Source organism: Lysinibacillus macroides (assembly GCF_001281525.1).
Classification (GTDB): Bacteria; Bacillota; Bacilli; order Bacillales_A; family Planococcaceae; genus Lysinibacillus; species Lysinibacillus macroides.
The window spans coordinates 91495-112768 of record NZ_LGCI01000006.1 but is presented as its reverse complement, the minus strand read 5'-3'; the positions used below and the strand labels follow the sequence as shown (position 1 = coordinate 112768).

Here is a 21274-nt window from a genome sequence, read left to right as displayed (position 1 = left end):
ATTCGATATATTGGGAGGAATATAACATGACAGAAAAAACAACGGATTTCATTAAAGGCGGCGGATTTCTTATTGAAGATGTGGAATTAGATCGTGTGTTTACACCAGAGGATTTCACAGATGAGCATAAAATGATTGCAAAAACAACAGAGGAATATGTAGCAAACGAAGTATTGCCAGTCGTTGAGAATTTAGAGCATCATGAATTTGAGCATTCCGTACGACTGCTAAAAAGCGCAGGGGAGCTAGGTTTACTTGGAGCAGATGTACCTGAAGAGTATGAGGGTCTTGGCTTAGATAAAGTGTCTTCAGCTTTAATTGCAGAAAAAATGTCTGTAGCAGGCGGTTTCTCTATTACACACGGTGCACACGTTGGGATTGGGTCATTACCAATCGTATTATTCGGTAATGAAGATCAAAAGCAAAAATACTTACCTAAGCTTGCTTCAGGTGAATTAATTGCTGCCTATGCATTAACAGAGCCAGGTTCAGGTTCAGATGCGTTAGGTGCAAAAACGACTGCGAAGCTCAACGATGTAGGTACACATTATATTTTAAACGGTGAAAAGCAATGGATTACAAATGCAGGCTTTGCAGATGTGTTTGTTGTCTATGCGAAAATTGATGGCGATAAATTCTCAGCGTTTATTGTAGAGCGAGAATATAATGGTGTGTCAGTAGGACCAGAAGAAAAGAAAATGGGGATTAAATCTTCATCTACACGTACATTAGTACTAGAAGATGCGGAAGTACCTGTTGAAAACTTATTAGGTGAAATTGGTCGTGGTCATGTTATTGCGTTCAATATTTTAAACATTGGTCGTTATAAATTAGGTGTTGGGACAATTGGTGGCTCTAAGCGTGCATTAGAGCTTGCAATTCAATATACAAACCAACGTCAACAATTTAAAACAAAGCTTTCTGACTTCAATTTAACAAAAGAGAAACTATCCACAATGGCTTCTCATTTATATGCATCAGAATCACTAAACTATCGTACAGTAGGTTTATTTGAGGATCGTTTAAGCCAGCTAAGCCCTGAGGAGCAAAAGCAAGGGAAAGTAATTGCAGGAGCCGTTGCTGAGTACGCAATTGAATGCTCTATTGCCAAAGTATTCGGATCAGAAACATTAGACTATATTGCGGATGAAGCGGTACAATTACATGGCGGTTATGGCTTTATGGCTGAATATGAGGTAGAGCGTATTTACCGTGATTCTCGTATTAATCGAATTTTCGAAGGCACAAATGAAATTAACCGTATGATTGTACCTGGCACATTTATGAAAAAAGCGCTAAAAGGTGAGCTACCATTATTACAAGTGGCGCAAAACTTACAGCAAGAACTGCTAATGTTAATGCCAGAGGATATCGGTACAGAGCCGCTAGCACAAGAAAAATATTTAGTGAAAAATGCAAAGAAAATTGCTGTATTAGCAGCAGGCTTAGCGGCACAACGCTTTGGTGCAAAGCTTGATCAAGAGCAAGAGGTATTGGTGAATATTGCGAACATTGCCAACCAGTTATTTGCAATGGAATCCGCAGTGTTACGTACAGAAAAGGCAATTGCTCGTGATGGCGCTGAAAAAGCACAGCAAAAATTACTATATACGCAAATTTTCTGCCAAGAGGCATTCGCAGAAATCGAAAAAGAAGCAAAGGATACAATTCTTGCTTCAGCAGATGGCGATGCAGCACGTATGACATTATCGGCACTGCGTAAGCTAACACGCAATAATCCATACAACTTAATCGCCAAGAAACGTGAAGCTTCCGTAAAGTTAATTGAAGCAGAAAAGTATATTGTTTAATTGAGTTAATTTCATAATTCTAATCCCTTTAATATCAAGGGCTAAAATTAAATAAAAATGAGGCACCTCCCCAAATTCGGTATAATGGTAGCGACTAAACAACCCACCGAAAAGGAATGATGCCTCATGACTATTGTAAAACAAATGAGCCTATTTGACATCCGTGAATTATTGAAAATGGAAAGTTCTCGTCGTTTTGATGCTATTTTAGCCACTTTCGATGTGCAGCCAATCTTTCAACTATTTCGAAAGAAGACGATGCGTGGTGCTCCACGAGAATTAAACTACGGTGCGATGATTCAATCATTGATGATCCGCATTGTCGAGCGTATCCCTACCGTTAAAGATTTGGTCAATCGATTAACGCATGATTTCGTCTTTCGCTTAGATTGTGGCTTTTTAGTTTCGGACACGGTGCCATCTGAAGCCTCGTATTCACGTATGGTCGACGTGATTAGTCAATCAGATGTCTTAGATCGCATGCACGATGAACTTATTCAAGCTGCCTTTACAGAAGGTTTTCTTGAAGAGGAACACCTTAGTTTTGATGCAACACATTTTGAAGCGAGAGATGCCGCAAAACCAGCAGAGAAAAAAGAAACACAACCGAAAAAACGTGGTCGTAAATCAAAAGAAGAACGTGCTGCCTGGCTCGCTGAACAAGCAGAACTTGAAGCGAATCAAACGACTTTTGAAAAGAAGTTGGAAGCACAATTAACCATTCCATTGACGACTCTATGGCAAGACATCCCCATTGAACCAAAGTGGGGCATCAAGAAAAACAGCGATGGTAAAAACACATTCTGGTACGGCTTTAAAGGGCATTTAGCTGTTTCGACAAAAAGCCAATATATCGTGGCGCGTCTAATGTCTTCCGGCAATCTGAGTGATAGTAAAGCGGCGATTCCGTTACTAAAAAAGATGAACCATATCATGCCTAACCATTTCACAACGGCTATTTTCGATGCAGGTTATGACTATGAAGCAATTTACCGCCAGATTTCAATACAAGAGATGAAAGCTGTGATTCCATATGTGAAAAGACGTGAGGGCGAAATGATCGGTTTTGATGAACATTTCCGTCCAACCTGTGTGCGTGAACATAGCTACTGTTACGACAGCTTTGATGAAAAGTATCAAACGCTTAAGTTCACACGTCCAAAAGATTGCGCAACCTGTCCATTACGTGATGACTCGCTCTGTCAAAAGGTGTTTAAAATCAAGTGTGAAACCGATATCCGCAAATACACGTTTCCAGCACGTGGCTCCGAGCTATGGAAGAAACTTTACAAGGAACGCACAGCTGTCGAACGAGTAAATGCTTATTTAAAGCAATTTTTTCAGTTAAACAACGTCCGTCACAAAACCGGTAGAAAAGCTAAACTGCACTTCAACCTTGTGACGTTTATTTATAATGCCTGCAAATTAGCAGTCGATCGGATGAATGTACGTTTACAGCTACAAAACAACGCAGCTTAAATTTTAAAAAACAAAAATCAGACACAGGAGCAGTCTAAGCTCTTGAAAAAATCGATTTATGAAATTGATTCAATTATATGATAATGCGAAACCTAGCTCCCATTTCTTAATAGGAGCTAGGTTTTTTGGGGTGAAGAAGATGACATTGTAAAATGGATAGAGGCTCTAAATAGATGGATAGAAGAGCGAAAGTGACGGATAGAGCTCCAAAAGTAGCGGATAGCCTAAGAGAAACGGATAGCAGCTTTAAATAAATGGATAGAATGGCAAAAGTGATAGATAGAAGCCCGAAAGTACAGGATATTCGGCCAGTAAACCATCATTAGAACCCCCAAAATAAGAGAAGTTCCACCCTTCAAAACACTTATGATGGTATACTACAGAAAAAGACAGTAGAGGAGCATTTTAATGACGATTCAATTTATTCATTATCCAAAATGTACAACATGTAAAAAAGCACAAAAGTGGTTAAATGATCATGATATTTCCTATGAAGAAATACATATTGTAGAGCAAACGCCAACAAAGGATGAAATCACAGCATTCTGGCAAGCGAGTGGGCAACCTTTGAAGAAGTTTTTTAATACATCTGGCATGAAATATCGTGAGCTTGGATTAAAGGATAAGCTTGCTGAGATGCCAGAGGAGGAGCAGCTTGAACTACTTGCTTCTGATGGTATGCTCATTAAACGCCCAATTGTGACAGATGGAAAAAAAGTAACTTTAGGGTTTAAAGAATCAGATTTTGAACAAGCTTGGAAATAACCGCATTTCTCCTTGTTTTTATAGGAGAAATATGGCACACTGAAAATGAATCGATTACATATTTATGGAGGGGTTTTGGCATGAGCACACCGAAAGATTTACGATATTCTGAAGAGCACGAATGGGTAAAAGTAGAAGATGGTAAAGTACGTATCGGTATCACACACTTCGCACAATCTGAGCTAGGAGATATCGTATTTGTGGAGCTTCCGCAAGTTGGCGATGAAATCAAAACAGATGATCCATTTGGCAGCGTAGAATCAGTAAAAACAGTTTCTGAACTATACGCACCAATCTCGGGTACTGTTGTTGAAGTCAATGCAGATTTAGAAGATAACCCAGAATTCGTAAATGAATCACCATATGAACAAGCATGGATGATTGTTGTAGAGCCTGCTGATGCATCAGAAGTTGACAAACTTATGACAGCAGAACAATACGAAGAAATGATTGCAGAATAAGACAAGCTCTAATCGAAAACGTCGGCAACTACCGGCGTTTTTTATTATATACTGACTTATAAGTGGGGATGTTTAAAATGGAGGTGGCGTAATGTTCCAGGGAAAATGCTTGATAGTAGAGGGGCGCTCAGATAAGCTTCAAATTGCACCTATTTTAAATGAGCACGTTACAATACTATGTACGAATGGTACGATTGGTGTACATCAATTAGAGGAACTCCTCGATCCTTATGAGGGCTGTGAGCTTTTTACCTTTTTTGATGCAGATACTTCAGGCGATAAACTACGTGCATTAATGGACAGACATTATCCAGAGGCTGAGCATTTGCGTACAATGCCTACCTATAAGGAAGTCGAGACAACACCAAGGAAAGTGTTAGCAATGATTTTATTGCGCGCACATTTCTCCATCCATAATGAATATATTTTGTAAGTAAGGTTGCGTGAATAATGGAAGAATGGTCAATAAAGCAGTGGGAAGCGGCTGTACAGTCGGGAGAGCAAGCTGCATTTTATTTATATACGCCCATTTGTGGCACGTGTGCAGTGGCTTCAAAAATGATGTTAATTGTTGAACAATTAGTGCCACAGCTACAATTAGGCAAAGCTAATATTAATTTTGTTGAGCAGATTGCCCGTGAGCATCAAATCGAAAGTGTTCCCTGTTTGCTCGTCTGTAATGGCGGAAAAGTGACAAATAAAATATATGCTTTTCAATCCGTACCATTTTTATATGAATTATTAAAAAAAGCAATTGACTGAACTTTGCTGGCATGGTAAAGTAACACATAGATTACGAAAACATTAAATATATCGAACTCTTATAAAGAGTGGCGGAGGGAAGTGCCCTATGAAGCCCGGCAACCATCACAGTGTGAAAAGGTGCCAAATCACCCAAAGATTTGTCTTTGAAAGATGAGAGAACGGTTAAACGTATAAGTACGGTAACCCCTTCTGCTTGTCTCTGAGTGAAGGGGTTTTCTATATGAGAAAAGGAGTATTGGCAATGATCCAGCTTCAAAATATTACGAAGAAATATAAAACAGCAAATGGTGAATTAACAGCAGTCAAAAACGTGGACCTCTCTATCGATAAAGGTGAAATTTTCGGCATTATCGGCTATAGTGGTGCTGGTAAAAGTACAATGATTCGTTTATTAAATGGATTAGAGAAGCCAACAGCAGGAACAGTAATGGTGAACAATCAACAGTTTTCATCCATTAAAGGGCAAAAACTTCGAGCTGCTCGACAAAAGGTAAGTATGATTTTCCAGCATTTCAATTTACTGTGGTCGAGAACAGTTGCTGAAAACATTGCTTTTCCTTTAGAAATCGCGGGTGTTTCCAAGGCTCAACGTGAAGCACGAGTGAAGGAATTGATAGCGCTTGTTGGCTTAGAGGGACGTGATAAGGCCTATCCCTCACAGCTCTCTGGTGGACAAAAGCAGCGTGTAGGCATTGCACGTGCATTAGCCAATAATCCAGAGGTTTTACTATGTGATGAGGCAACCTCTGCACTTGATCCTGAAACGACAGATGCGATTCTTGATTTACTTGTGGATATCAATGAACGCCTAGGCTTAACCATTGTGCTAATTACCCATGAAATGCATGTGATCCGCAAAATTTGTCATCGTGTAGCTGTTATGGAAGCGGGCGAAATTGTAGAACGTGGCGAGGTATTGCAAGTTTTCCAATCACCTCAGGCAGCTATTACGAAAAAATTTGTAGCGCAAATTACAGATACAAAGGAAACGCTAGAGACCGTGGCACAAATCAAAGCCAATTATCCAACTGGCCAGCTTGTGAAGCTTATCTTTGTCGGTGAGAATACAGAGCAGCCTGTTATTTCACATCTTATTAAACAATTTGATGTGGAAGTTAGCATTGTCCATGGTAATATTTCACAAACAAAGAATGGGGCATATGGTACATTAATTGTACAAGTTGACGGTTCACAGGCAAATGTCGCTGCAGCACTTAATTATTTAAATACAGTCGAAGTACAAACGGAGGTGATTGTAAATGCTAAGTGATCTCTTTCCGAACGTAGACTGGGAAAATATGTGGGAGGCTACATATGAGACGCTGTATATGACAGCTATCTCAACGGTTGTAACATTTATTCTAGGATTAGTGATTGGAATCGTATTATTTTTAACAAGCCCCAATCAGCTCTGGGCTAATAAAATTGTCAATTTTTTAACTGGTTCACTTGTGAATATTTTTCGCTCTATTCCATTTATTGTGTTGATTATTTTATTAATTCCATTTACAAAATTTTTACTTGGGACAATTCGTGGAGCCAATGCGGCATTACCAGCATTAATTATTGGGGCAGCGCCCTTCTATGCACGTATGGTTTTAATAGCTTTACGTGAAATTGATAAAGGTGTGATTGAAGCGGCTCGCTCAATGGGTGCAAAGACGTCGACAATTATTTGGAAGGTACTCATTCCTGAATCTTTGCCAGCATTAATCTCAGGTATCACCGTAACGGCTGTTGCCCTTGTTGGCTATACAGCAATGGCAGGAATTATCGGGGCAGGAGGTCTAGGAAACTTAGCCTTCTTAGACGGCTTCCAACGTAATCGTACAGATGTGACATTAATGGCAACTATTTTGATCTTAGTAGTTGTATTTGTGATTCAATGGATTGGTGATTTTATTACCGAAAAAATTGATAAACGCTAAACAATAGAAGGTTATTCCGGTTTTTACCGCTAACATATTTTGTACAAAATAAAAGGGAGTGTTATACATGAAGAAGTTATTAGCAGGATTATTTTTATCAATACTTGTACTAGCTTTAGCAGCTTGTGGTGCTGATAAAAAAGAGGATGCCAATTCAGCAGCTGATGGGGAAAAAACAGATAGTAAAGAAAATGTAACATTAAAAGTAGGTGCTTCTAATACACCACACGCAGTAATTTTAGAAAAAGCAAAACCGATTTTAGCTGAGCAAGGTGTGGATCTTGAAGTTGAAACGTATACAGATTATGTACTGCCAAACCAAGATTTAGAATCAAAAGACCTAGATGCAAACTATTTCCAACATATTCCTTACCTTGAGCTGCAAATTAAAGACAATGGCTATGATTTCGTAAATGCTGGTGGTGTTCATATTGAGCCAATCGGTATTTACTCTAAAAAATATAAATCTTTAGAAGAGCTTCCAGAAGGCGCAACAATTTTACTTTCTAACTCAGTATCTGACCATGGTCGTATGTTATCATTATTAGAGGCTAAAGGTTTAATTACATTAAAAGAGGGTATTGATAAAACAGCAGCAGAATTAAAGGATATTGAAGAGAATCCTAAAAACTTTGAATTCGATGCAAATACTGCTCCTGAAATGCTAGTACAAATGTATGAAAACGATGAAGGCGATGCGGTTTTAATCAATTCTAACTTTGCCATTGATAACGGCTTAAATCCAATTGAGGATGCTATTTCTCTTGAGGATAAAGAATCTCCATATGTAAATATTATCGCAGTACGCGCAGGCGATGAAACAAAAGAAGAAATTAAAAAATTATTAGAAGTATTAACATCTAAAGAAATCCAAGACTTCATTTTAGAAGAGTGGAAAGGTGCAGTAGTGCCAGTAAAATAATAGTAGATTTTAGAGTACATAAGCCTTAAACTTATGTACTCTTTTTTTATTGGAATTGCGATAGGCGAGAGAAGAAGTTTTTTACAAAGTCTAAAAAAATGATTTCGGATGGGGCAATTTCCCGATTAATAGGTGAAATAATACCAACCGTTCTAGGGATTGTAGGTGCTTGAATAGGCACTTTTACAGTAAAACGAGCCGCTGAATCATAAAGAGAGCTTTCAGGTAGGAGACTGACACCAATGCCGGCAGCAACTAAACCTTTCAATGCATCCAAGTCCTCTCCTTCGGAAATCACATTTGGTAAAAAGCCCGCAGCACGACAAGCATCCATCGCTACTTTATGCAAAATATAGCCATCTGGAAATAACACAAAGAGATCATTTCTTAACTCTGCAAGCTGGATACTTTCTCTTTTTGCTAATGGGTGATTGGCTGGGAGTAGGGCTGCGATATTTTCAGTAAATAATATAGTTGATTGTATGGATTCATCCTTAGGGGGAAGCGGTCCTAAAAAAGCCAAGTTTAAATCGCGATTTTTAACAGCCTCAATTAAAAAGCGATAGGAGCCCTGCCGTAGCTGGAATTGTAAACCAGGATATTCGCGTTTAAAGGCAGAGATAACGGTTGGCAGTACATAGCTCGCTAAACTTGTAGGAAAACCAATTTTGATGGAGCCTTTAGCAGGATCAAGATACTCCTCTACCTGCTTGGCAGCAAAATCAATCGCTTTTAAAGCTGTAATCGTATGCTCAAGAAATATTTTTCCGATCGGTGTTAATTTTACATTTCGGCCAACACGTTCAAATAAGGGTGTGCCTAATTCATCTTCGAGATTTGCGATTTGCCGACTAATGGCAGATTGTGCTACATGTAGATGCTCAGCAGCCTCTGAAATATGCTCACGTTCAGCAACCTCAACAAAATAGCGTAATTGACGTAACTCCACTAACTTTTCACCTCTATTAATCTAAAAATAAGATTGATTTTATTTTAATTATAGTATTTAAGACGAAAAATAACTATGAATGTTTACATGTCATTTCAAACAAAGAGCCAAAATATTTGTTTTCTTAATTGATTTCATTATCATGAAAAAGGTTATAGTATAGATAGCGTTGTCTATGTATTTTTGTTATAAAACCGCTACAATTAGCCCTTTTCACGAGGTTTTCACTATGTAGCTAGATGAAATTCATTCTCAATTAGAAGTGATTTATTGAAAATGAAGAAACGTTATTCTCATTGATAAGTTTGACAAGTAATAAGCTGAAAATGCTTACAAAGTCTTTGTTTTTCAAGATTTTATTTAAGAAAACCGAAAGTAATTGAAATGGTTTGCATAGAGAACGATTTTCAGTTAAGATTAGAATGATGATAATTAAGGAATGGCTATCCATTCACTGAACACTATGGAGGTATTTTCATGTCAACTTTAGTAATTAAAGATCTTCACGTTGAAATCGACGGGAAAGAGATTTTAAAAGGCGTAAATCTTACAATTAATACAAATGAAATTCACGCGATTATGGGGCCGAACGGAACTGGTAAATCCACATTAGCATCTGCTATTATGGGCCATCCTAAATATGAAGTAACTTCAGGTACAGTTGAGCTTGATGGTGAAGATGTACTTGAAATGGAAGTAGACGAGCGTGCTCAAGCTGGTTTATTCCTAGCAATGCAGTATCCCTCTGAAATCGCAGGTGTTACGAATGCTGATTTCTTACGTTCAGCAATTAATGCACGTCGTGAAGAAGGCGATGAAATTTCATTAATGAAATTTATTCGTGAACTAGATAAGAACATGGAATTCCTTGAAATGGATGAAGATATGGCACAACGTTACTTAAATGAAGGATTTTCTGGCGGGGAGAAAAAACGTAATGAAATTCTTCAATTAATGATGATTAAACCAACATTTGCCATTTTAGATGAGATTGACTCTGGTCTCGATATTGATGCATTAAAAGTTGTGTCAAAAGGTATCAATGCTATGCGTGGTGAAGGCTTTGGCTGCTTAATGATTACGCATTATCAACGCCTATTGAACTACATTACACCAGATCATGTACACGTAATGATGCAAGGACGTATTGTAAAATCAGGTGGCGCAGAGCTTGCACAACGTTTAGAAGCAGAAGGTTATGACTGGATTAAAAAAGAATTAGGAATCGAAGAAGAAACAGAAGAGCAAGAAGCATAAGAGGGAGGACGAACTAGCATGACAGTGGAACTTAACTTGCCTGTAACAGTACAGGACGTGCGCTCGTTCTCAGAAGCAAATGGTGAACCAGCTTGGTTTACAGAGCTTCGTGCGGCAGCACTAGACAAAGTAACTGGTTTAGACTTGCCAAAACCAGATAGAACAAATATTACAAAATGGGACTTTGTAAATTTCCCAACACATACAGTTCATAGTGAGGCATTTTCTTCATTAGATGCATTACCTGAAGAAGCAAAAGGTTTAATTGACCTTGAAGCACAGGAAAATCTATATATTCAACGCAATAATACACCAGCTTATTTAAAAATATCACAAGAGCTTACTGATCAAGGTGTTATTTTTACTGATATTTTAACAGCAGTTCGTGAGCATGGTGAGCTTGTGCAAAAATACTTTATGACAGAGGCAGTTAAAGTCGATGAGCATAAATTAACAGCACTTCATACAGCACTTGTTAACGGTGGTGTATTTGTGTATGTACCAAAAAATGTAGTGATTGAACAACCATTACAAGTGATTTTCCTCAACGATCATGCGGAAGCTTCACTTTATAACCATGTTTTAGTCGTAGCAGAAGCAAATGCCGCTGTAACTTATGTTGAAACATATATCTCAACGGTTGAAGAAGCAAAAGGTCAAGCGAATATTATTGCAGAGGTAGTTGTTCAAGATAATGCACAGGTAACATATGGTGCAGTAGATGTACTGGCTAAAGGCTATACAACCTATGTAAATCGTCGTGCACGCCTAGCACGTGATGGAAAAGTAGATTGGGCTCTTGGTTTAATGAATGACTCGGATACAATCTCTGAAAACATTACACACTTAGTTGGTGACGGTTCGCATGCTGATACAAAAACAGTCGTAGTTGGTCGTGGCGATCAAAAATTGAACTTCACTACGGAGGTTCGTCATTGGGGTAAAAACTCCATCGGGCATATTCTAAAACATGGCGTTATGAAAGATGCAGCACAATCCATTTTCAATGGTATTGGCTATATTGAACATGGCGCAACAAAAGCAGATGCACAGCAAGAATCACGTGTATTAATGCTATCAGAAAAAGCTCGTGGGGATGCAAACCCTATTTTATTGATTGATGAAGATGATGTAACAGCAGGACACGCAGCCTCTGTTGGTCGAGTAGATCCATTACAGCTTTATTATTTAATGAGTCGCGGTATCTCGAAAACAGAAGCAGAGCGCCTTGTTATCCATGGATTCCTTGCGCCAGTTGTTACGCAATTACCAATTGAAGGCGTTCAAAAGCAACTGACGGAGGTTATTGAAAGGAAAGTGCGCTAATGATGAATAAAGATATTAAAAGCTACTTCCCAATTTTAAATCAGGATGTAAACGGTCATCGACTTGTTTATCTTGATAGCGCAGCAACGTCACAAAAGCCTGTTCAAGTGATTGAGGCAATAAAATCTTACTATGAATTTGATAATTCCAATGTGCATCGTGGTGTCCATACATTAGGAAATCGTGCTACTGATCGCTATGAGGGAGCACGTGAGAAGGTTCGTAAGTTTATTCATGCAATGTCAACACAGGAAATTATTTTTACACGTGGTACAACAACATCTTTAAATACAGTAGCAGCAAGCTATGGTCGTGCAAATGTTGCGGAAGGTGATGAAATTGTTATTACACAAATGGAGCACCATTCCAATATTATCCCTTGGCAACAGTTAGCTAAAGAGAAAAAGGCAACATTGAAATATATTGAGCTAGAAGCAGATGGCACTATTAGTTTAGAAAAAGTACGTGCAACGATTACACCTCAAACGAAAATTGTTGCAGTCTCAATGGCATCAAACGTCCTTGGTACAATTAATCCAATTAAGGAAATTGCGCAGATTGCACATGCGAATGGTGCTGTGATGGTTGCCGATGGCGCACAAGCAGCCCCACATATGAAAATTGATGTGCAAGATTTGGATGTAGATTTTTTAGGGTTTTCAGGGCATAAAATGTGCGGACCGACTGGAATCGGTGTACTATATGGTAAAAAAGAACACCTTGAAAAAATGGAGCCAGTTGAATTTGGTGGCGAAATGATTGACTTTGTTGGGCTTTATGACTCAACGTGGAAAGAATTACCGTGGAAATTTGAGGGCGGTACACCTATTATTGCAGGTGCAATTGGTTTAGGTGCTGCGATTGATTTCTTAACGGATATTGGACTAGATACAATTGCAGCGCATGAGCATAAGCTTGTAGGTTATGCAATGGATCAGCTTGAAACAATTGATGGTCTGAAAATTTTTGGCCCACGTGACCCAATGAAGCGCTGTGGACTTGTAACATTTAACTTAGATGATGTACATCCACACGATGTAGCAACAGTTCTGGATATGAATGGCATTGCTATTCGTGCAGGACATCACTGTGCACAGCCATTAATGAAATGTCTTCAACAAGTAGCAACTGCACGTGCAAGCTTCTACCTTTATAACACAGAGGAAGATATTGATCGTCTAGTTGCGGGGTTACGTTCTGCGAAGGAGTATTTTGGCGATGTCTTTTAATAATTTAGATCAACTATATCGTTCCGTTATTATGGATCACTATAAAAATCCTCGTAACAAAGGGTCTTTAGAGGGTGATGCGGTAACAATTGATATGAACAATCCGACATGTGGCGACCGTATTCATTTAACATTGAAGGTAACTGATGGCGTTGTGGAGGATGCAAAATTTGATGGAGAGGGCTGTTCTATCTCCATGTCCTCTGCATCCATGATGACACAGCTTATTAAAGGAAAAAAGGTAGAGGAAGCATTGGAGCTTGCTGACATTTTTTCTAAAATGATGATGGGCGAAGAGTACAGTGATAAATACGATCTTGAGGATGTTGAAGCTCTACAGGGCGTTTCACAATTTCCTGCACGTATTAAATGTGCCACATTGGCTTGGAAGGCAATGGAGAAAGGCGTAAAGTAAAAAATTCCTTGTGAATGAGTGAAAGTATATTATACTTTCACTCAAGGCAAGGGTCGAATATTTTGAGAAATACAACTCAATGAACGGAGGAGAAACGATGGCTAAAAAAATGCCTGATATCGGCGATTACAAATACGGATTCCATGACAAGGACGTATCAATTTTCCGTTCAAAACGTGGTTTAACTGAAGAAATCGTCCGTGAAATTTCAAATATGAAACAAGAGCCAGAATGGATGCTAGAATACCGTTTAAAAGCTCTTGAAACATTCTATGCAAAACCAATGCCACAATGGGGTGGCGATCTGAGTGACTTAAATTTTGATGAAATTACGTACTATGTAAAACCATCAGAAGCTACCCAAAAATCATGGGATGAAGTACCTGATGAAATCAAAGCAACTTTTGATAAATTAGGTATCCCAGAAGCAGAGCAAAAATATCTTGCAGGTGTATCTGCGCAATATGAATCAGAGGTAGTGTATCATAATATGAAACAAGACCTTGAAGACCTTGGTATTGTCTTTAAAGATACAGACTCAGCGCTACGTGAAAACGAAGATATTTTCAAAGCACATTGGGGTAAAGTTATTCCTTACACTGACAATAAATTTGCTGCACTGAATTCAGCAGTATGGTCAGGTGGCTCATTTATCTATGTACCACCAGGTGTTAAGGTAGAAACACCATTACAAGCATACTTCCGTATTAACTCTGAAAATATGGGGCAATTCGAACGTACTTTAATTATTGTGGACGAGGGTGCACATGTACATTATGTGGAAGGCTGTACAGCGCCTGTTTACACAACAAATTCTCTACACTCAGCAGTTGTAGAAATTATCGTGAAAAAAGATGCTTATTGCCGTTACACAACAATTCAAAACTGGGCAAACAATGTCTACAACCTTGTAACAAAACGTACTGTTGTTGAAGCAAACGGTACAATGGAATGGATTGATGGTAACATCGGTTCTAAATTAACGATGAAATACCCAGCATGTATCCTAAAAGGTGAAGGGGCTCGTGGTATGACATTATCGATTGCCTTAGCAGGTAAAGGACAACACCAACATGCTGGCGCTAAAATGATCCATATGGCACCAAACACATCTTCAACAATCGTTTCTAAATCGATTGCTAAACAAGGTGGTAAGGTAACGTATATGGGACAAGTTCGTTTCGGTCCTAAAGCAAGCGGTGCACGTGCCAATATTGAGTGTGATACGCTCATTATGGATAATGAATCAACGTCTGATACAATTCCATACAATGAAATCTTTAATGATAATGTTTCGTTAGAGCATGAAGCAAAAGTTTCAAAAGTATCTGAAGAACAATTATTCTATTTAATGTCACGTGGTATTTCTGAAGAAGAAGCCACAGAAATGATCGTAATGGGCTTTATCGAGCCATTTACAAAAGAACTACCAATGGAATACGCAGTAGAAATGAACCGCCTTATTAAGTTCGAGATGGAAGGTTCTATCGGTTAAAAGCTCATAAATATACATTTGAAGGCTATTAATAAAGATGTCGAGAACGGTGCGTACCGATTTCGTGCCGACTCAGTTTTTAGATATTTTTTTCTTGCAGGTGGCGAACTTCTTTAGTTCGTCATCTTTTATTTTTATTGTTTTGTGATCTTAGGGCAGCTATAAATTTAGGATCTGCACCTAGTTCTTATAATAAGACAGCATACATAGGACGAAAGCCGTATGTACCTTTAAATTTTGAGTCTGGTTTTTATATGCTTATTCATCATCGCAATTATCAAAACAATTTTGACATGCGCCACCCTCCACTAAGTAATCTATCATACAACCGTAATGTGAACATTAAGCTCTCCCACTCCCTCTTTTCATGCCCATTTTAAGTAATATTAAAAACGTATATACAAAAAACAGACAACCAATATTAGTTATCTGTTTTATAAAAGAAAGTTTATTTGGTGATTTTTACATGATTAAATCTGTAGTCTTCCCATTTAACAGTCAAAGCAATGTTAATGGAATCAGCATTGACAGGTTCAAAGAAAATCACATTTTCTTCAGTAACACCTGGTTCAATATAAGAATCAGCGTGAGGAACGTCTTTTTTATACCATCTTTCAAAATTGAATTCAGTGTTGTAACTGTATTGTTTTCCATTTGCAACGATCCTAGTTAAAGAATCGGTAGTGTTTATTTTGTTATCTGAATTATTTATATATGTTACATACACTTTTAAAGAATCTGAATCTTGCACAACCTTATCAATTTTAACTGTTACATTATCAATTGTTTTTGATAATCCATTTTGAGCAGTAGTTGAACCAGTAGAATTGGATGTAACAGCATACGTTTTAGATTTACTATCGTAAGTTACCTCCCCCCCAAATAGCTCTGTAACAGCATTTAAAGGTACATATGCCTTATTATTAATTAATTGCACATCCATAGATTGTTTTTTACCGTCAAAAGTAAAATTATATTTAGTTGCAGCGTAAGCACCTATGCTAAAAGTTAAGAGTAAAATAAATACACTAAATATCATTGTTGATTTTTTCAAATTAAATTCCTCCTTTTTTAACTATAATAGGGAATTTAGTAAGGCTTGTACAGTATAAAAACAGAGAAATTTTTTTAATAATTTGTTCACTAAACGTGAGAGTCTTCTACAACACACTTAAAAATGTTGATGATCTTATTGAAGCTTTAAGAAACGGAGGGATAAAATCTTCTCAAATACCAAGTGATTATATTGAAGGGGAAGGAAATTGGAGGTATAACTTGGGGAAATTAGAGAAAAAAGACCCTGGGTATATTAGATAATTATTCTCTTTTATTGTCATTACACCACCGATCGGGTTACTTATTTTAGTCAAACAATTTAATAAACTTGAACTAGGATGGCACAATGCCTATTTTTTTCTCTTTGTACTATGCTACTTTGGACAACAGCAAGACTGTATGATGTTCAGTTAATTACAAAAGGAATCTCCATTAGTATTATTGGTACATTTATTATTTTCTCAGCTTTTTTATTTGTCGTTGGGTCTACTACAAATCAAATGAAAGTTGTGGGAGTATTTATGCGCTTGCTAGAAACTGGCTAGTTTTTTAGGATAAGCTGGCTGTGATTGGGATCTACTATTGTTTTGATAAGGAAGTATCTTTAATCACAGTATACTTAATTCAGTACGGAATTGAAGTATTGACAAATATATCGACTTATTCCATTCATCCTTCCAACCATTTTAGGAAAATCAACATATGTTGAATATAACTAATTATCTAATAGTAGCTAAAATTAGCACTACACCTTGCTACGAGAGACCTTTTTATTTTTAAAAAGAAGGTAATGGTAAAAAATTACGGTGTAATAGATAGTAATTTTAGTGAGTAATATTGAGTGCCTCTATTTAAAAGTTTCTAGCTTTTTTGTTGATTATTTTGACAGAGCAATGGAAGATTCATCGTTTAATACGCTTCATCCCTTGTCCCAATTAAAATTATGGCAAGGGTTTTTTATTGGAGGATAGTAAGCCTAATCGAGCATTAATTTCACAATATATTAAAATAGTGCTGGATTTTTTAGCGTATACATACTAAAATGATAATGATAATCAATATCACTTAAAAGGAATGGAGTTGATTCATAAACGATACCTATTTTAGAGAGCATTCGCTAATTATTATCATTAAAGGAGTCTGGAGCAAATGAAAAAGAAGTTTTTTTTTATTAGTTTAATTGCATTATTTACGCTTATTCTAGCTGCTTGTGGAGAGAAAAAAGAAGCAGAGGAAAATTCATCTGCCGATACAACGAGTGAAGAGGCAGCACCAACAAAGGATACATCTAAAGAGGACAATGGTACTAGAACAATTCAATATCTTGGGGAGAGCTATGAAGTGCCAGAGAAGGTTGAAAGAATTGTGGTAACAGGTGCAATGGAAGCGATGGAAGATATGGTTGTACTTGATGTTCATCCAGTAGGAGCGATTGCTGTCGGTGGTGAGTTCCCTGAGCTTTATGCATCAGTGACAGATGAAGCAGAGTCAATTGGTGAGAAAATAAAGCCAAACTTTGAAAAAATCCTAGAATTAAAACCCGATGTTATTTTAGGTTCCACAAAATTTCCGGAAGAAGTGAAAAGTAAATTAGAGAAAATTGCTCCTACAATTTTAGTGTCGCATATTTCTACAAACTGGGAAGCTAACTTAAATTTATTAGCAGAATTATCAGGGAAGCAAGCAGAGGCAGAAAAAGTATTAACTACATATAAATCTGATATTGAAGCTGCTAAATCAACATTAACTGAAAAGCTGCAAGGTGAAACAGTAGCTGCCATCCGTATTCGTGGTGGACAAGCCTATGTTTATCCAAAAGAAGTATTCTTTAATGCTGTGCTATATGAGGAACTTGGCTTAGAGGTGCCTGATGCAATTGCAAAAGCCAAAGCACAGGAAGCTATTTCTGTTGAGCAACTTGCAGAGATGAATCCAGATTATTTATTTGTGCAATTCTCGGCAGATGAAAATGCAGATGCGCCAAATGCTGTTGAGGATTTGAAAAAGAATCCAATCATTCAAAATATTAATGCCTTTAAAAATGATCAAGTATTCGTCAATATTGTAGACCCATTAATGGAGGGGGGACCAGCTTACAGTCGCATTGAATTTTTAAAAGGTGTTCAACAAAACCTTACTAAATAGTAATAAATAACATAGATTGGTATGAGTTCAAAGAAATATGGACTCATGCCTTTTTATTTGTCAAAAGTGACATAATGCTTCCATCATACTAAAATGGAAAGAAAGCGATATTTTTACATGATATTTATTTGTAGTGTGAAACAGTATGCTATGATTATGTACATAGAGGAGGGGGTCACATGATTGTAATTGGATTAACAGGTTGGGGAGATCACCCTTCACTTTATAGTGGAGTGACTACCTCAAAAGATAAATTATTTGATTATACAGGACACTTTTTAACGGTGGAGGTGGATACTTCTTTTTATGCCATACCATCTAAAGCGCATGTTCGTAAATGGTGTGAGGATACACCAGAAAATTTCCGCTTTGTTGTGAAAGCCTATCAGGGCATGACAGGGCATTTACGTGGTGAAATTCCTTTTGAAACTAAAAATGATATGTTCAATGCATTTATTGAATGTGCCAATGAGTTTAAACGTTATGGTAAATTAGGGATGATTTTAACTCAATTTCCACCCTGGTTTGATTGTCAGTCAAAAAATGTTCAGTATTTACTGTATATTCGACAGCAGCTTAAGGATTTTGAGGTGGCGATTGAGTTTCGCAATCAAACTTGGTATGCAGATAAAGTAGTGCAGCAGACGATGAATTTTTTACGAGAGCATCAATTTATCCACACAGTTTGCGATGAACCACAGGCTGGCGTAGGCTCAGTTCCCTTTTACCCTATTGCAACTGCCCATAAGGGGCTTGTGCGTATCCATGGGCGTAATATTCATGGATGGCGGAATACAGGAAATGCAGAAAATTGGCGTAAAGTTCGCTTCTTATATGATTACAATAAAGAAGAACTACAGCAGCTTGGACAAAATATTCAAAAGCTCCATGTTGAAGTCAAGGATTTATTCGTATTATTTAATAATAACTCAGGGCAGCATGCAGCGAAAAATGCCAAGGAGCTACAAGAGATTTTGAATATTAAGGATGAGGGGTTAGCGCCTAAACAATTAAATATATTTGAAGGGGAACTATAATGGCATTTATTTTATTAATGATCATTGCATTATTTGCCGGTCTTATTGGAGCATTGGTGGGGCTAGGTGGAGGCATTGTATTAGTACCGGCTACCTTATATATCGGTTTAAATTTAGGCATGATACCAGATATAACACCTCAAAAGGTTGTGGGTTTATCCGTAATTATGATGATTTTTACTGGGCTTGCTTCAACTTTAAGCTATATGAAATCAAAAACGGTAGATTATAAAAGTGGTCTTATCTTTTTTATTGGGAGTATTCCAGGAACAATCCTTGGTGCGTGGGTAAATAAAGGATTAGATTTACCTTCATTCAATTTATATTTCGGTATTTTATTAATTATTTTATCAATTATTTTACTTGTTCGTGATAAATTAAAGCCTGTCAAATGGTTTGTTAAAAATGGTACACAGCAAACATTTACAGATGCGGAAGGAAAAAAATATGTATATGGTTATCCCATTTGGTTTGCTATTATCTTTACATTTGGGGTAGGCTTTGCTTCTGGTTTGTTTGGTATAGGTGGTGGCTCGATGATTGTGCCAGCGATGATTATTTTATTTTTATTTCCACCACATGTCGCAGTGGCAACATCAATGTTTATGGTATTTTTAACGTCTATTATCAATTCCGCCAGTCATATTTATTTAGGACATGTACCATGGCTCTATACTATTCCTGTTATTCCAGGCGCCTATTTTGGTGCTAAACTAGGGGCAGCATTAAATAAGAGAATTAAATCTGATACACTTGTACTAGCCCTTCGAATTATTTTATTATTATTAGGAATTCGTTCCATTATTGAAGGTATATTAGCTTAAAATAGATAATAGCTAATTGAAGTGAGGTAGCTTAAATGCTTGAAAAAATCCATATTTTTCACACAAATGATTTGCATAGTCATTTTAAGTATTGGCCACGAATGCAAAGCTATGTGAAAGAGCAGCGCAAGAAACTGGAAAAACTAGGGGAAACAAGCTATTTGTTTGATGTTGGAGACCATTTAGATCGTTCGAATGTTTATACAGATGCCACCGTCGGTAAGGGCAATGTGCAACTGCTAAACGAGGCGCACTATGATGTTGTAACAATCGGTAATAATGAAGGCATTACATTGTCCCATCAGGAGCTCTTTCATCTATATAATGATGCCAAGTTTGAGGTCGTTGTTGCTAATCTTTATGCTGCTGATGGCAATAATCCAGCATGGCTAAAGCCCTATATCGTATTAACAACCGAACAGGGGACAAAGCTCGGAGTCATTGCTGCAACAGCTATGTTTGAGGTGTATTATGAGGAATTAGATTGGCAGATGGACGAGGCACGCAGTACACTACTACGTTTGGCACATCAGCTGCGGAAAGAAGTAGATATTGTTGTATGCTTATCACACTTAGGTATTACAGAGGACGAGCTATTAGCGGAAGAGTGTCCTGAAATTGATGTGATATTTGGCTCTCATACACATCATGTCTTTCCTGAGGGTAAATATATCAATGGTGTTTTATTGACAGGTGGAGGCAAATTTGGACAATATATTGGACATGTAACCATCATGTACGATAAAAAAATAAAAAAAGTCGTTAAAAAAATGGATATGTTAATGCATAATAAGGATTTGCCAATTGTGCAAAATGAGCAAGATATTGTACAATTTTTAGAGGATGAAGGAAAAAGAATCTTGAATACGCCAGTATTTATAACAGAGAAATCCTATAATAAGGAATGGTTTCATTACTCACAGCTTTCTGATTTATTTGCACATGCTATTTTAGAAAAAAGTGGGGCAGACTGTGCCTTATTTAATGCAGGAATTTTTTTAGATGGTCTTCCCAAAGGAACAGTAACAGCATTAGATTTACATCGAATTTTTCCACATCCCATTAATTTATGTACAATTGAATTATCGGTTACTGAAATGAAGGAAATTTATCTACAATCTAAAAATGAAGAATGGCCCTATATTGAATTAAAAGGATTAGGCTTTAGAGGTGTTATTTTCGGGAAAATATTGACATATGGGTTTTCAATGAATGACGATCGACAATTGCTGATGAATGGTAAGTTAGCAGATCAAGATCGTATTTATAAACTTGTGACATTAGATTTATTTACATTTGGCTATTTTTATCCAAGCTTTAAATATGCAAAAAAGCAATATATTTTACCCGATTTTTTACGAAATATTATGAGAGATTATGGTCAAAGATTCTTTCAGCAGTAAAGAAAGC

The 21274-nt window shown here is 37.2% G+C and carries 20 protein-coding genes and 1 riboswitch; of the genes, 18 read left to right on the top strand and 2 right to left on the bottom strand.

The annotated features are described in order from the left end of the window. The first annotated feature begins 26 nt into the window (after positions 1 to 26). The 9 genes from ADM90_RS10850 to ADM90_RS10810 all read left to right on the top strand — a co-directional run bounded on the left by ADM90_RS10850 (position 27) and on the right by ADM90_RS10810 (position 8131). Positions 27 to 1811 carry an acyl-CoA dehydrogenase family protein gene (locus ADM90_RS10850; RefSeq protein ID WP_053995043.1) on the top strand — a complete coding sequence of 595 codons (1785 nt, stop codon included), beginning with the start codon at positions 27 to 29 and terminating at the stop codon, positions 1809 to 1811. A 126-nt stretch (positions 1812 to 1937) separates the two neighbouring features. Continuing rightward, entirely contained in the window at positions 1938 to 3290 is a 1353-nt protein-coding gene (locus ADM90_RS10845; RefSeq protein ID WP_053994487.1) for a transposase, read from the top strand. 408 nt (positions 3291 to 3698) lie between these two features. Next, complete coding sequence (locus tag ADM90_RS10840; protein WP_053995042.1) at positions 3699 to 4055, top strand: arsenate reductase family protein; 357 nt, start codon at positions 3699 to 3701, stop codon at positions 4053 to 4055. An 80-nt stretch (positions 4056 to 4135) separates the two neighbouring features. Next, on the top strand, positions 4136 to 4516 hold the full coding sequence (gcvH, locus tag ADM90_RS10835) for a glycine cleavage system protein GcvH (protein ID WP_053995041.1): 381 nt from the start codon (positions 4136 to 4138) through the stop codon (positions 4514 to 4516). A gap of 91 nt (positions 4517 to 4607) precedes the next feature. Continuing rightward, the gene (locus tag ADM90_RS10830) at positions 4608 to 4949 is read left to right on the top strand and encodes a toprim domain-containing protein (RefSeq protein WP_053995040.1); all 342 of its coding nucleotides are present in this window, start codon (positions 4608 to 4610) and stop codon (positions 4947 to 4949) included. Between the two features lie 17 nt (positions 4950 to 4966). Next, on the top strand, positions 4967 to 5278 hold the full coding sequence (locus tag ADM90_RS10825; protein ID WP_053995039.1) for a thioredoxin family protein: 312 nt from the start codon (positions 4967 to 4969) through the stop codon (positions 5276 to 5278). 56 nt (positions 5279 to 5334) lie between these two features. Continuing rightward, positions 5335 to 5438, top strand: a riboswitch (SAM riboswitch). A gap of 84 nt (positions 5439 to 5522) precedes the next feature. After that, a complete protein-coding gene (locus ADM90_RS10820; RefSeq protein WP_053995222.1) occupies positions 5523 to 6551 on the top strand; it encodes a methionine ABC transporter ATP-binding protein in 1029 nt (342 codons plus the stop codon). Next, positions 6541 to 7209, top strand: a complete 669-nt coding sequence (locus tag ADM90_RS10815; RefSeq protein ID WP_053995038.1) for a methionine ABC transporter permease — start codon at positions 6541 to 6543, stop codon at positions 7207 to 7209. Before ADM90_RS10820 ends, ADM90_RS10815 begins: the two co-directional genes overlap by 11 nt. A 67-nt stretch (positions 7210 to 7276) precedes the next feature. After that, positions 7277 to 8131 (top strand): MetQ/NlpA family ABC transporter substrate-binding protein, encoded by an 855-nt coding sequence (locus ADM90_RS10810; RefSeq protein WP_053995037.1) that lies wholly within the window; start codon positions 7277 to 7279, stop codon positions 8129 to 8131. Positions 8132 to 8177: 46 nt separating this feature from the next. Here the strand turns inward: ADM90_RS10810 and ADM90_RS10805 are convergent, their stop codons facing one another. Next, a complete protein-coding gene (locus tag ADM90_RS10805) occupies positions 8178 to 9080 on the bottom strand; it encodes a LysR family transcriptional regulator (RefSeq protein ID WP_053995036.1) in 903 nt (300 codons plus the stop codon). Between the two features lie 477 nt (positions 9081 to 9557). Here ADM90_RS10805 and sufC point away from each other — a divergent pair, with 477 nt between their 5' ends. The 5 genes from sufC (at position 9558) to sufB (ending at position 14802) form a co-directional block, all read left to right on the top strand. Continuing rightward, entirely contained in the window at positions 9558 to 10337 is a 780-nt protein-coding gene (gene sufC, locus ADM90_RS10800; protein ID WP_053995035.1) for a Fe-S cluster assembly ATPase SufC, read from the top strand. A gap of 18 nt (positions 10338 to 10355) precedes the next feature. Continuing rightward, complete coding sequence (gene sufD / locus ADM90_RS10795; protein ID WP_053995034.1) at positions 10356 to 11663, top strand: Fe-S cluster assembly protein SufD; 1308 nt, start codon at positions 10356 to 10358, stop codon at positions 11661 to 11663. Next, a complete protein-coding gene (locus ADM90_RS10790) occupies positions 11663 to 12892 on the top strand; it encodes a cysteine desulfurase (RefSeq protein WP_053995033.1) in 1230 nt (409 codons plus the stop codon). Before sufD ends, ADM90_RS10790 begins: the two co-directional genes overlap by 1 nt. Continuing rightward, positions 12882 to 13307 carry a Fe-S cluster assembly sulfur transfer protein SufU gene (sufU, locus tag ADM90_RS10785; protein ID WP_053995032.1) on the top strand — a complete coding sequence of 142 codons (426 nt, stop codon included), beginning with the start codon at positions 12882 to 12884 and terminating at the stop codon, positions 13305 to 13307. The genes ADM90_RS10790 and sufU overlap by 11 nt, the downstream gene beginning before the upstream one ends. 97 nt (positions 13308 to 13404) lie before the next feature. Next, entirely contained in the window at positions 13405 to 14802 is a 1398-nt protein-coding gene (gene sufB, locus ADM90_RS10780; protein WP_053995031.1) for a Fe-S cluster assembly protein SufB, read from the top strand. Between the two features lie 448 nt (positions 14803 to 15250). On the opposite strand, the gene ADM90_RS10775 is transcribed toward sufB, so the two are convergent. Further along, positions 15251 to 15856, bottom strand: a complete 606-nt coding sequence (locus ADM90_RS10775) for a stalk domain-containing protein (protein ID WP_053995030.1) — start codon at positions 15854 to 15856, stop codon at positions 15251 to 15253. Between the two features lie 1151 nt (positions 15857 to 17007). Between ADM90_RS10775 and ADM90_RS10770 the strand changes: the two genes are divergently transcribed. The 4 genes from ADM90_RS10770 to ADM90_RS10755 all read left to right on the top strand — a co-directional run bounded on the left by ADM90_RS10770 (position 17008) and on the right by ADM90_RS10755 (position 21267). After that, positions 17008 to 18003 (top strand): ABC transporter substrate-binding protein, encoded by a 996-nt coding sequence (locus tag ADM90_RS10770; RefSeq protein WP_053995029.1) that lies wholly within the window; start codon positions 17008 to 17010, stop codon positions 18001 to 18003. Between the two features lie 179 nt (positions 18004 to 18182). After that, positions 18183 to 19040, top strand: a complete 858-nt coding sequence (locus ADM90_RS10765) for a DUF72 domain-containing protein (RefSeq protein ID WP_053995028.1) — start codon at positions 18183 to 18185, stop codon at positions 19038 to 19040. Then, positions 19040 to 19864, top strand: a complete 825-nt coding sequence (locus tag ADM90_RS10760; protein WP_053995027.1) for a sulfite exporter TauE/SafE family protein — start codon at positions 19040 to 19042, stop codon at positions 19862 to 19864. The genes ADM90_RS10765 and ADM90_RS10760 overlap by 1 nt, the downstream gene beginning before the upstream one ends. A gap of 35 nt (positions 19865 to 19899) precedes the next feature. Then, positions 19900 to 21267 (top strand): bifunctional metallophosphatase/5'-nucleotidase, encoded by a 1368-nt coding sequence (locus tag ADM90_RS10755; RefSeq protein WP_053995026.1) that lies wholly within the window; start codon positions 19900 to 19902, stop codon positions 21265 to 21267. The last annotated feature ends 7 nt before the right edge of the window (positions 21268 to 21274 follow it).